This is a genomic window from Chitinophaga parva (assembly GCF_003071345.1).
Classification (GTDB): Bacteria; Bacteroidota; Bacteroidia; order Chitinophagales; family Chitinophagaceae; genus Chitinophaga; species Chitinophaga parva.
Window position 1 is genome coordinate 816,576 of the sequence record NZ_QCYK01000003.1, and the last position, 13,468, is coordinate 830,043.

Here is a 13,468-nt window from a genome sequence, read left to right on the forward strand (position 1 = left end):
AAATTTTTTTGCCTTTACGATCAATAAAAATAGTACTGGTAAAACGAATATAGATTATATTTATTTATACTTTATTAAATGTACTTATACATGTTGTGTATTTTTCATATATGTTGGAAAAAATTTATTTTCTTTGCAAAGTAAGTTTCTGCGGCCCAATGAGATAGTATAGGAGAAACTAAAACTTTGCAACCATATACTTTAGTGATGATTAACCGTACTCCCCTGACAGGAAGCCCTCTATTGCGCGTGTATAACTGGTTGGTCCTGGTTATCATTTATTTGCTATGCTGCAATAGCAGCGCATTGGCGCAAACCATGACCGGTAAGGCATTTAATGACCCTACGATGAGCAACATCAAGGGGTATTACGAGTATTTGCCCGCCGGTTACTCCCCTACAAACGGAAAGAAGTACCCACTTATTATATTTTTTCACGGCCAGGGCGAGTTGGCTTCCAGCTCCCCGCTGAGCAGCGTGTTAAAGAATGGGCTGCCCCAGAAAATAAATGATGGCCTTTTCCCTACCAGTTTTACGGTCAATAATCAACAGTACGAGTTCATTGTGCTGTGCCCGCAATTTTACAGCTGGCCGGGTTCCGGCGATGCGATCAAGTTCAAGGACTGGGCGTTGAACAATTACAGTGTTGACGTAAACCGTATTTATATCACCGGTTTAAGTATGGGCGGTGGCGAAGCCTGGGGCGCACTGGCCGAAAATGGCGGCTCCAAAGCCTTTGCAGCCGCGGTGATGGTGTGTGGTTATTATCCACCCACCCAGGCCCTGGCCAAGGTGATCGCCGGCAATAATGTGCCCGTATGGGCCCTGCACAACAAGGTAGATCCGAATGTGGACCCCAATTATTCCATTAACTGGGTTAATTATATCAACAGCAGCGTACCCGCACCGGCGGTGCCGGCAAGGCTCACCATCTTTGACGCCTCCGGCCACGATGCATGGACCAAAGCATATGATCCTTCCTACAAGGAGAATGGGATGAACATCTACGAGTGGATGCTCCAGTACTCACTGGGTGGTACCACTACACCGCCACCTACCAATCCGCCTCCCACAACGGGCGGCAAGCGGATCACCGTACCCATGTCTAACAGTGCCAATGGCAGGGCCGAAATATATTACCCGGATGCCATGACCACCTTTGGTGTAAACCCCGGGGACACTTTGTGTATTCCCGCGGGGGAGTACGAATATGTGCACCTGGGAAACCTGGTAGGCACAGCAGATAAACCGATTGTGATCACTAATTGCGGGGGCCAGGTAAAACTGGGTGTAAGGAACCAGGGCACCGCTACGGTTTTTAACGCGCCATCCTGCCGGTTCATTGAGATCAGCGGGAGCGGGGATGAGAACTATGAATATGGTTTTGATCTGAACGGCACCAACATCAACGGGCTGAAGATATTCGGCATCACCTTTGGCATGGGTGCTTCTGATTTTGATGTGCATAACCTCTACATCCACGATGGTAATATCCTGTTGCAGGCCAAAACCCTGCAAACCTGCGACCATCCTGAATACCTGGAAGGCGCTTTTGTAATGAAGAACGTGAAGATCCACCACCTGAAGGCCATCAATTCAGCGGGGGAGGGCTTTTACATTGGCAATACCCACTACTTCTGGAATGACGGTACCTGTACCAACCTGCGCTCGCACTGGATCGAGAACCTGCAGGTGTATGACAATGACCTCGAAAACATAGGCTCAGACGGCATCCAGGTGGCTATGGCAAAAGACGGCGACAACCGCGTGTATAACAACCGCCTGATCAATTACGGTATGTCGCAGAATGCTGCCCAGGGCTATGGTATCCTCATTGGGTCCGGCTGCTCCATGAAGGTGTATAACAACTACGTACATACCGGGTTTATGCCGGGCATCGCCATCTTTGGCTCCGGTGTGAATGATGTATATAATAACGTGATCTCTGACATCCACTATGAAGGGATCAACGTATCAGACAAAGTCCCTGACGGCACCACCACAGACCTCTTCCCACCCGCTACGGCCAATATCTATAACAACACCATCGTAGCTACTGATTCAGGGAAAAATGCGATCAAGATCTTCGCATATCTCACCACCATCGGGCACCAGGTGTACAATAACCTGATGGTGCAGAAAGGCACCGACTTCGATTATCCCAGCAGGGGAATGTACATCAAAGGTGATCAGCAGATCAAGTTATCCGCCAGCAACAACCTTTGCTATCCTACTGCCACGGCCGCAGGCATGGTGGATTCTGCATCTACCAGTTTCAGGCTGCTCGGCACTTCCCCGGCCATAAACGTGGGACGGGATATGTCTGACTTTTCCCTTAAAACAGATTTTGACGGCACCGCGCGGCCCCTGCAAAACATTTATGATGTAGGTGCATTTGAGGTCAATGCCAGTTCTGTGCCGGCAGTACCCATTGCCAAGGCAGGTAACGATATGTCCATCACTTTGCCTGCATCGGCTGTAACCCTGAATGGTAGCGGATCTACACCCGCTCCGGGCAGCACCATTGCCAGTTATGCCTGGGCCAAAGTGAGCGGACCGGCGGTAGGCACCATTGCCAGCCCCGCTGCTGCACAAACCCAGGTAACAGGGCTTACCACCGCGGGCACTTACATTTATAAACTCACGGTGACAGACAAGAACGGGAAAACAGCATTGGATTCTGTTACCGTTACCGTGCTTGCTGCTGCCAATATACCGCCTGTAGCAAATGCCGGTACCGCACAAACCATTACGCTGCCCACCAGCAGTGTTACTGTGGATGGCTCCAAATCAACAGATACGGATGGGCAAATTGTGACCTGGTTATGGCAGCAAACAAGCGGCCCCGCGGGTGCCGTGATTGCCACACCGGCTGCAAAGACCACCCAAGTCACCGGCTTACTGCAAGGAGCCTACACATTTTCCCTCATTGTCACCGACGATAAAGGCGCGAAGGACACCGCCACGGTGAGTATTACGGTAAACGCTGCCGCCAACGTACCGCCCACTGCCAATGCAGGCCCCGCGCAGGCCATTACCCTGCCTGCAAACAGCGTTACGGTAGATGGTTCCGGATCCACCGACCCGGATGGCCAGATCGTAACCTGGCTGTGGCAGAAAGTGAGCGGCCCCGCCGGTGGTGTCATTGCCACACCGGGTAGCCAGGCCACCGCGATCTCACAACTGGCGCAGGGTGTATACGTTTTTTCGCTTACCGTAACAGATAATAAGGGCGCTACCAATACCGCTACGGTACACGTTACTGTAAACCCCGCCGGCAATGTGCCCCCCACGGCAAACGCAGGCTCCGCGCAGACCATCACGCTTCCCACAAATACGGTTACCGTTGATGGTTCCAAATCAACAGATACGGATGGGCAAATTGTGACGTGGTTATGGCAGAAAGTAAGCGGCCCGTCAGACGTGGTGATCTCCACGCCTGGCCAGCAGTCTACCCAGATCACCGGTTTGCAGCAAGGCACTTATGTCTTTGCCCTCACCGTAACAGACGATAAGGGAGGCTCCGATGTTGCCACGGTAAACATTACAGTGAATGCAGTTCCCAATGTGCCACCCACCGCCAATGCCGGCACTGCACAAACCATTACGCTGCCCACCAGTTCCGTGACCCTTAATGGCGCTGGGTCCACAGACACGGATGGGACAATTGTAACCTGGCAATGGCAGCAAACAAGCGGCCCCGCGGGCGCTGTGATCGCCACACCCGGCCAGGCCTCCACGCAGGTCACTGCTTTGCAGCAGGGCACTTACACCTTCTCGCTGACGGTCACAGACAATAGCGGCGCCAGCGCCACTGCCACTGTAACCGTTACGGTGAACGCCGCGCCCAACGTACCGCCCACGGCGGATGCAGGTGCTGCGCAAACCATTACACTGCCCACCAATACTGTCACCCTGGATGGTTCAACATCAACGGATGCAGATGGACAAATTGTAACCTGGTTGTGGAAAAAGCTGAGCGGCCCGGCCGGCGGTACGATCTCCACACCGGGTGCAAAGACCACGCAGGTCACCGGCCTGGAGGAAGGCACTTACGCATTCTCCCTCACCGTTACCGACAATAAAGGCGCTACGGCCATTGCTACGGTGAGCATTACCGTAAAAGCAGCCCCCGTCCAGAACCAGCCACCAGTGGCCGTTACAGGCGGCAACCTGGTAGTGTACCTGCCGGATAATTCCGTTGCAGTGAATGGCAGCACCTCCTACGATCCGGATGGCAGTATTGTAAAATATGAATGGGCACAGGTTTCCGGTCCCTCCACCGCTGATATCGTGAACCCGGCCGCGGCCAGCACCAACATCCAGTCACTGAAAGAAGGTATCTATAAGTTCAAACTTACCGTCACCGATAACCAGCAGCTCACCGGCGAGACCACATTTGTAGTGGGCGTGGTACCGGAAGCGCTGGAGCACATTGTAGACACGGTGCTGCTTTTCCCGAACCCGGCCTCTTCGTATGTAAGATTGAAGGTGACCCGGAGCGGCACAGATCCGTTGTACCTGAATGTCTATGACCTGAGTGGTAAACGCGTGCTGCAGGAAAAATACAATAACGAGGGTACCTTCCAGGTAGAACTGCCGGTAACCAGCCTGTCCAATGGATATTACGTTATCCAGCTGGAGGACAATAAGCGGCATTTCCACTGGCATGGAGGATTTATAAAACTCTTGTACTAACGGGAATTGATTGTTGACTTTCCGTGACACGGCGCGTTGCAGCACGCGCCCGTTACAGCCGGAACCAGCTGCCGGTATTTCCACTGCCATGGCGGCTTTGCAGAACGTGGGACTCAGCCGTTCGCTTTTTCCCAGTTGCCGGTGTCGGGATTGTATTGTTTAATAGGCCGTGCAGGATTACCCGCTACGATCGTGTAGGCAGGTACGTTCTTCGTAACAACGCTGCCTCCGGCCACCACGGCGTGTTTGCCGATGGTGACACCCGCGGTGATCACACTATTGGCCCCGATCCAGCAATCATCTTCCACCACGATCTGCGCCACGGAACAGGGTTGCAGCGCAATGGGTGTGTGCGGGTCCTGGTAGCCATGATTGAGCCCGGACAACACAATGTTTTGCGCCAGGATCACATTGTTACCAATCGTTACCGGGCCTATCACCACGTTCCCGATCCCGATCCGCGTGCTATCGCCAATGATCACGGCGCCCATGCCGTTATTCACCGTTGCAAAATCTTCAATGGTGGCATACCTGCCCAGTTGGAACGGCTGGAAGGGAAGTACATCTATCCGGGTTCTCCTTCTGATCAGGGATCCTTTCCCTTTTTTATGTACAAACGGGTTCACGAACAGCTTCACCCATAACCTTGGCCTGGCCTGGCCTTTGGGCATCATGAGGTAGAGCATGAATGCTTTTAGCTTTGGATTTTGCTTCAGTTTTTGTTGGATGCTCATACTATTGTTGTTGATGATGCCGGATGGCCTGGTAAATGGCGGCTACGGAATTTTCCCAGGTATGGGTGGCTGCAAAACGGATGTTGCTTTCCTGCTTTTCTTTGTTGTTTTCCCGCATGGCCTGCTCGATCATGCGGATGTATCCCTCCGCGTCGGCGGCCAGGTACACATGCTCACTGAACATTTCCATGGTCTTGGTATAAGTGGCTACCACCGGCTTTCCCATGGCCAGGTATTCATCAATTTTCAAAGGATAATTGCCCACCGTTACTTCATTCACGATCTGCGGGTTGATGCACACATCAAACGACTGGATGTAAGCAGGCAACTGGTCCAGGCCCTTGCTGCCGGTGAAATGCACGTTCGGCAGGGAGTGGAGTGCGGATTGTTGAAAGTCCTCATCCTCCGGCCCTACCAGCACTATTTGCCAGCCGGGGCGCTGCCGGGCGATGGATACCAGCAGTTGTATATCCAGGCGCAGTGATTTCAGGGCGCCCACATAGCCGATCACAGGCCGTTCCAGCGGCACATCCGCGGGCCGGGGATAGTGGATGTGGGGATTAAAGCGCTGCAGGTCGCAGCCCTGGCCCACGTAGTAGCTGTTTGGATTGTACTGCCGCAGCATCTCCGCCAGGTAAGCAGAATTGGCCACGGCTACATCAGCCCTGGCTATGTGCAAAGGCTCCAGCGTGCGCCCGTGCTTGGCCCAGTAGGGAACGCCCAGGAGGTAGTCCCTGCTGTAATACACATACGTGGCCGGCTGCAGGTAGTCTTTGATATAAAAACCCCTGAAAATATCATTATCGTTAAATACGATCACGTCTTTAAACCCCAGCGTTTTCAGCGCACGGCGGATGCTGTTGGCAAACCTGCGGTTATTGAGCTTATTGCCCCAGTTAAAGAGGGTAGTGGAAGGTAGCCAGTTCAGGGACTCCAGCACCGTGTCCGGGTAATAGTTCCAGAGCCGCGGGGAGATCTCCACGATGCCAGGCTTGCTGCCATTGAGCACCTGGAGATGGTACTGTACGTTTACATCTGCTTTGCCATGATGGATGGTCTTTCGGTCCAGGGGGGCATTCACATACAACACCCTGTTATGGCGGGCAAATTCAGTGGCAATGTTCTTACAATTGCTTCCGATGGAAGTGTACCATTGTTGCAGGCCTATAACAACAATATCCCTGTTCTGTATGATGGGCACAGTGTTTCGGTGATTTAACTAAGAAGAAAGATTGATTTACCGGGAGGTTTTACGCAGGGACGGCTAATATTCACTACAATATTAACGAAAAAATGCGTACCGGCAAAGGCGCACGGGGTGCGGGACATTTCATAAAAAAAGAGCGTTCCCATGCGGCAACGCTCTTTTTTACATAATATGTCAGGTACCTATTGCTTTGTAGCCAGGTAGTTGTATTTATCGATCCTGTCGAAACGGAAATTTGCCAGTTCACTCAGCTTATCATTTACCGTGTTGTCTCCTTCATAACGTTCAAAGATCACGCGGAGGTTGGGGTAAGTGGTAATAAACTGGCGGGCACCTTCCAGTACCTCTGTTTCCATGCCTTCCACATCCAGTTTTACGATGATATTTTTCTCCGGGCTGATGTTCATTTGCGGGATCAGGTCGTCAAATCTTTCAATGGGAATATTACCTTCTCCTGCGTTGCTGCGGTCTATGTAGCTGGAACCGGTCACCGTGCTCATGATATTGAAGTTCACCTTTTCCTGTTTGCTGCCCAGGCCACAGGCAAAAAGTTTTATTTTGTCCTGTACGTTATTCAGTTTGATGTTTTCTTCAATGGCTTTATAGTTCACTGGCTCAAAGGCAATGCACTGTACCCCCTGCGATGCCAGCCAGATATCGTACTCGCCAATGCAGGCACCAATGTCAATGAAGGTATCCAGCTTGTTGGCCCCCAGCTGTTGTTTCAGGTAATCCCTTACCAGTCTTTCGTAAGCATAGTTGATGAACTGGAAGTCCGTAGTGCCTTTGCGGATATTGAAATGGCCCATGGCAGATTTGGCGCGCCATTCCTGCCGACTCGGTTTGTTGAGCAACACCATTTTCAGGGATGCGCCCAATGATTTCCAGTCGCCGTATCTCACATATTCTCCAAAGTAGCTTAGGTATTGTTTGTATTGGGAAACATTTTTCCAGGAGGGGTAGTACGCTTCGTCTTTCATTGCTTGGGATAATTTAGACTAAATTAATCGAAAAAATCAAAACGCAATAGTTTTAATCCCATTGAAGCTGCAGGAAGAGACTGGCAACCCTAATGGAAGAATACGTAGCACAGCAGGATAGCGGCCACCATGCCCGCAAAATCCGCGATCAGCCCGGCTGCCAGCGCATAGCGGGTATTACGGATATTCACAGACCCGAAGTAAACAGAGATCACGTAAAAAGTGGTTTCTGTAGTGCCCTGCAACACGCTTACCAGCCGGCCCACAAAACTATCTGCCTTATACGTTTTGAGAATATCTACCATGAGGCCGCGGGCGCCGCCACCACTCAGGGGTTTCATGAACATGACCGGCAGGGCAGGCACAAAATCGGTGTTCACCCCCATGGCGCTGAACAACGCGGCCAGCCCATTCACCACATAATCCATGCAGCCCGTGGCACGGAATACGCTGATGGCAGCCAGCATGCCCACCAGGTAAGGAATGATATTCACCGCTGTGAGAAAACCTTCTTTGGCACCTTCAATAAAGGCTTCGTACACTACTATTTTTTTGCGAAGGCCCGCCACGATGAACAGTACGATCACCCCAAAAATGATCACGCCGCCCAGGGAAGCCGTGCGGGGCGCTATCTCCGCCGGGGGCAGGCTTTGCACCCAATAAAAAAGCGCCACCATAATAGCAATGAAGGATGCCAGGAACACCAGTACCGGCAGTTTAAACACATTGATGCGCTGGAATGCCGCGATCACGAAAATGCCTACAATGAAAGCCACGAAAGTGGAAATAAGCGTAGGCACGAGGATGTCTGCGGGATTGGCCGAACCGGCCGCCAGGCGGAGGGCGATCACGGAAGTGGGGATGATCACCACCCCCGCAGAGTTGAGCACCAGCAGGGCTATCTGTGCGTTGCTGGCCGTGTCCTTACTGGGATTGAGGTCCTGCAGTTGCTGCATGGCCTTGAGGCCAAAGGGAGTGGCTGCATTGTCCAGCCCCAGCATGGTGGCGGAAAAATTCATCACCATGGAGCCCATGGCGGGGTTTTCCTTGGGCACACCAGGAAATAATTTGGAGTAAAAGGGATTTACCAGCCTGGCAAAAACATTGATCACGCCCGCTTTTTCACCGATGCGCATGATGCCCAGCCAGAAACCCATAACGCCAATAAGCCCCAGGGAGATCTCCGCCCCGGTCTTGGTGCTGGCCATGAGGCTGTTCATCACATCGCCAAATACGGCCGCATCGCCCAGTACCAGGGTCTTGAAAAGCGCTACCACAAAGGAGATCAGGAAAAAGGCAAGCCAGACGTAGTTTAATGCCATGAACGGAGAATAAAGGACAAATTAATAATTTTCAGCATCAATTATAGCGCATTGAAATTCAATTTACAACACCTGCGCGTAAAAAATCAGCGTACCGGCCCTGCCCGGGGAATTTGCGGCAGCAGACCGGCATTAATTCCCAAATCTATAATATCTTTGCGCAAATTTTTTTAAATGGCGTTGCAAGCAGGAATCGTAGGTTTACCCAACGTTGGAAAGTCCACACTGTTTAATGCAGTAAGTAACAGTGCCAAGGCACAGGCGTCCAACTACCGCTTTTGTACTATTGAGCCCAACGTGGGCCAGGTAGATGTTCCGGATTTCCGTATGGATAAACTGGCAGAGCTGGTAAAACCCGAAAGAATCGTTCCTACCACTATTGAATTTGTAGACATTGCCGGCCTCGTAAAGGGCGCCAGCAAAGGCGAAGGCCTGGGCAATAAGTTCCTGGCCAATATCCGTGAAGTAGATGCCATCGTGCATGTGATCCGCTGCTTTGAAGATGAGAACATCCTCCGCGAGGAAGGCGCCATCAACCCCGTAAGCGATAAAGAGATCATTGATACGGAGCTTCAACTGAAGGACCTGGAGAGCATCGAGAAAAAAGTGGCCCGTACCGAAAAGATGGCCAAAACCGGCGGCGACGCTAAGGCCAAGGCGGAACTGGAAGTGCTGAAGCGCTGCCAGGCTCACCTGGAACAGGGCAAGAACCTCCGGGAGCTGGGCCTTTCCAAAGAAGAAAAGCAGGCCACCGCCGATCTTTTCCTGCTCACCGAAAAGCCTGTACTGTACGTGGCAAACGTAGATGAAGGCTCCCTTCACACCGGCAATAAATTCTCCCAGGCCCTGGAAGCCGCTGTGAAAGCGGAAAACGCCCAGGTGATCGTGATGAACAATACCATTGAAGCCCAGATCTCTGAAATGGAAGACCCGGCAGATAAGGAAATGTTCCTCTCTGAATACGGCCTCAAAGAGCCCGGGCTGAACCGCCTCATCCACTCCGCCTACCGCCTGCTGGACCTCATCACTTATTTCACCGCCGGCGTGCAGGAAGTGCGCGCCTGGACCATCCACACCGGCTGGAAAGCCCCCCAGGCTGCCGGCGTGATCCACAGCGACTTTGAAAAAGGTTTTATCAAGGCCGAGGTGATCGCCTATGACGACTTCGTAAAATATGGCTCTGAAAGCGGCGCCCGTGATGCCGGCCGCCTGCGCATAGAAGGTAAGGAATACGTGGTAGCTGATGGCGACGTAATGCACTTCCGCTTTAATGTGTAAGCCGCAACAGGGATCATGATTAGTTGTCTAACCAACTAAAATGCCCTACCTTTGCAGCTTACCCCTGAAAGATACCCGCGTGTAAGCGCTGAGGGTTACAACAAAAGACGGCCCATAGCATGTAAATTGCTACGGGCTGTCGCTATTTAGGAGGGGCCAGATCCGCGCTGAGGCCCAACCCGCGCACGCCCCCGGGAGGGTAGCATGGAGGCGCCCCGCGCCAAAGCCTTCCCAACCCCGCACTAACCCTCCAAACAAAAAATGCCAGCAACACGCGTGTCACTGGCATTTCCCTGTAAAAAATACGCTTACAGATTATACCCGATGGAAGCATAATACTGCGCACCCACGGTAGGATTTCCCCACGACTGCGTATACGCCTTATTGAAAATATTAGCCCCACCCAGTTTCAACGTGATCTTCGATGCCGGGAAGAACTTGGACACCTGGGCATCCACGGTGCCGTACGCCGGGATCTCGCTCAGCGCGCGGGCGTTCACCAGCGCCGCTACAAAATTGCTCTGCCATACAAAGGCCTGCTGCCAGCGCCAGGTTACATTAAAACCAATGTTGCTTTTACCAATACCGCGGTTGCCCACGTAGAGGTTGTATTTCACCTTTGGCGTGTTGTAGCTGGCCACAAAACCGTTCAGGTCTTTCTGGTTCAGCAATTCATTGTAAGAGATATTACCACCGGCCACAAAACGCTGTGGGAAGTTGTAATCCAGGCCCAGGGCCCATCCCCAGCTATGAATGTCCTTGGTATAATTCACCGGGATGGCAAACGTGTTATACGTGGTGGCAGAGGTGGGCTGTATGAGTGCCTGCGTGCCGCTGAAGTGCTGGAAGTTGTCCCAGTACGCATAAGCATCTATCACCAGTTTCTGATCTATCAGGCTGCGGTAGCCAATTTCCCAGGCCTGGATCTTTTCCGGTTTGTATTCCTGGAAAGTATATTGCTTGGGTGCGCCGGCCTGCACGGATTCCAGGCTGTATACCGGGCCGCTGTTCAGGTGGTAGCGGTCGCGGAAAAAGGGGAGGCCACCCAGCAAATGCGCGGTGGGCGTGTTGAGGTCAATGTACTGGTCCTGGTTCGTAGGAATGCGGAAACCCGTTTGGTAAGACGCACGGATATTGTGCGTACCAGCCAGGGTATACACCGCGGAAATGCGGGGGCTGAACTGCCCTTCAAAGTTCATGTTCTTGTCGTAACGCAGGCTGGCGGTGAGTTTCAGGTGCTCCTGCAGCAGGGGCTTGGCCACCTGTACATAGCCGCCACCTTCCTTGATGCGGAACTCCTTGCCGTTATCATCCAGCGCAAAGAGGGTGCCTTCAGAGTTCAGGTCATATACCCGGTAATTACCGCCCACCAGTACTTCCAGCACTTTTATGAGGCTGGAAAAATTGTACATGAACTCACCCTGGTAAAGGTTGGTCTTGTCCAGGAATTTAGCGCCCACACCGGCAGCGCTGCCGGGAATGGGGCGGTTCTTCACACTATCTGCTGCTGCATTGAAGGCCGCGGTGCCGGGCAGCAGGCGGCCCTGGTCTGCCACGCCACGGGCATCGGTGGCAAATTTGCCGGCGCCGGATTTAGCCGCGTTGGCGGCGGCAGCGTAGGCCTGTGCGGGTGTCTGGCCCCCGGCCAGCGCCGTCTGGAAAGCGGTGGCAAATGTAGTGAGCGACTCCGTGGCGTATGCGCCAAAATACTGGGTAAACCAGGTCTGGCTGGGCTTCCAGGCTTCGTTGATACCGGAGCCCAGGATGCCGATGGCATAGCTGTCGCCGGAACGTTCCTGTGTAGTGTAGGCCCGCACGTAGAAGTTTTCACCTCTCACTTCGGCCTTGTATTGTCCCATGCGGAAGTTGCGGATAGAGTAGCGGTCCGCGCCCGTGTACACGGTGGTGCCGGTACCATAGCTGCCTTGCAGGATGGCCTCCGTTTTAGGCGTGATGCGGTAGTGGAATGCCCCGCTTATTTTCAGGTTCTTGGTAGTATTATCGGTGAGGTCCCTTTCATTGTAGCCGGTGCGCGATACAAATGCGTGCGAACTGTCCGGCATGATGGAGCCATAGATCATTTGCGGGGTAATGGCGCCACCGGTAGCGGCGGAAAGCGCGGCAATATTGGCGCCCAGCGGGGTGGCCGGGTTGAAGGCCGTGGGTTGCAGGGAGGTGTACATGTTGATGTTCGTTTCGTCTGCATACACATTCACGCCGTTGTAAGCCTCGTTGTTGGCCCGGGTGCCGTTGGCAATGGTATGGCCGTTCTGCAGGCTCTGGTCACGGGTATCATAGGCCTGCCAGTCCTTGGCGTGCAGGTAGCCTACGTTGAGTTTGAACGCGAATTTTTTATTGAAGGCCTGTGCGTAGCGCAGGTTCACATCATAAAACCCGGTGGTGGCAGTGCTACGCCCGTCGTCACTGAGCACGCCGGATTTTACAACGGCGCTGAGGCCCTGGTAATCGAAGGGATTCTTGCTGGTCATGAGCAGGATTCCATTCAGCGCGTTGGGGCCATACAGGGCGGAGCTGGCGCCAGGTAAGAGTTCCACGCGGTCCAGGTCCAGTTCCGTAATGCCGATGATATTGCCTACGGAGAAGTTGAGCCCCGGCGCCTGGTTATCCATCCCATCCACCAGTTGCACCAGGCGGGTATTACCATTGCTGGCAAAGCCACGGGTGTTCACAGATTTAAAAGTGAGGCTCTGGGTGCTGAGGTCTACGCCTTTTACATTGGCCAGTGCGTCATAAAAAGAAGGTGCAGGGGAGTTGCGGATGCTGCGGCTGTCCAGCCGTTCTACAGATACAGGCGATTTGAGGATACTTTCCGCCACGCGGCTGGCGGCTACCACCACTTCCGTTCCGAGGATCTCGCCGGTATTGAGGCCCACTTCAATGGGCGCCTGGCTGTGTACCACCATTTCTTCCCGCTCATAACCCACGGAAGTAAATACCAGGGTTACGGGCCAGCTGTGTTGGAGGGATAAGGTAAAATGACCACTGGCATCTGTAATGGCGCCGGCCTTACTGCCTTTTACGGTCACGGTTACACCGGCGAGTTTCTCTTGCGATGTCTTGTTGGTCACCGTACCGGAAACTGTGATCTGTTGTGGGGCCTGGGCTACCAGGAGGCGGGGAACAAAAAGCCACAGCGCCAGTAGCGGCATCGCTTGCAGGAAGTACTTCATACGGGAATCAAATTAGTTTAGTGGGAATGGGTAAGCCTTGCTTCTACGGAATCTTGGT

The 13,468-nt window shown here is 53.0% G+C and carries 7 protein-coding genes; 2 read left to right on the plus strand and 5 right to left on the minus strand.

Translation table 11 applies throughout. The annotated features are described in order from the left end of the window. Nucleotides 1-348: 348 nt before the first annotated feature. On the plus strand, nt 349-4,698 hold the full coding sequence (locus DCC81_RS22520) for a PKD domain-containing protein (RefSeq protein ID WP_165806698.1): 4,350 nt from the start codon (nt 349-351) through the stop codon (nt 4,696-4,698). A gap of 113 nt (nt 4,699-4,811) precedes the next feature. Here the strand turns inward: DCC81_RS22520 and DCC81_RS22525 are convergent, their stop codons facing one another. From DCC81_RS22525 to DCC81_RS22540, 4 genes are all read right to left on the minus strand, one after another. Further along, complete coding sequence (locus tag DCC81_RS22525; RefSeq protein WP_108688920.1) at nt 4,812-5,432, minus strand: acyltransferase; 621 nt, start codon at nt 5,430-5,432, stop codon at nt 4,812-4,814. A 1-nt stretch (nt 5,433) separates the two neighbouring features. Then, a complete protein-coding gene (locus tag DCC81_RS22530; RefSeq protein WP_108688921.1) occupies nt 5,434-6,633 on the minus strand; it encodes a glycosyltransferase in 1,200 nt (399 codons plus the stop codon). A gap of 188 nt (nt 6,634-6,821) precedes the next feature. Then, nucleotides 6,822-7,619, minus strand: coding sequence for an FkbM family methyltransferase (locus DCC81_RS22535; RefSeq protein ID WP_108688922.1), 798 nt, complete (start codon nt 7,617-7,619; stop codon nt 6,822-6,824). Nucleotides 7,620-7,708: 89 nt separating this feature from the next. Continuing rightward, nucleotides 7,709-8,941 carry a nucleoside recognition domain-containing protein gene (locus tag DCC81_RS22540; RefSeq protein ID WP_108688923.1) on the minus strand — a complete coding sequence of 411 codons (1,233 nt, stop codon included), beginning with the start codon at nt 8,939-8,941 and terminating at the stop codon, nt 7,709-7,711. Nucleotides 8,942-9,115: 174 nt separating this feature from the next. On the opposite strand from DCC81_RS22540, the gene ychF reads away from it, so the two are divergent. Beyond that, the gene (gene ychF / locus DCC81_RS22545; RefSeq protein WP_108688924.1) at nt 9,116-10,219 is read left to right on the plus strand and encodes a redox-regulated ATPase YchF; all 1,104 of its coding nucleotides are present in this window, start codon (nt 9,116-9,118) and stop codon (nt 10,217-10,219) included. 308 nt (nt 10,220-10,527) lie between these two features. On the opposite strand, the gene DCC81_RS22550 is transcribed toward ychF, so the two are convergent. Further along, nucleotides 10,528-13,410, minus strand: a complete 2,883-nt coding sequence (locus tag DCC81_RS22550; protein WP_205686411.1) for a TonB-dependent receptor — start codon at nt 13,408-13,410, stop codon at nt 10,528-10,530. Nucleotides 13,411-13,468 lie beyond the last annotated feature (58 nt).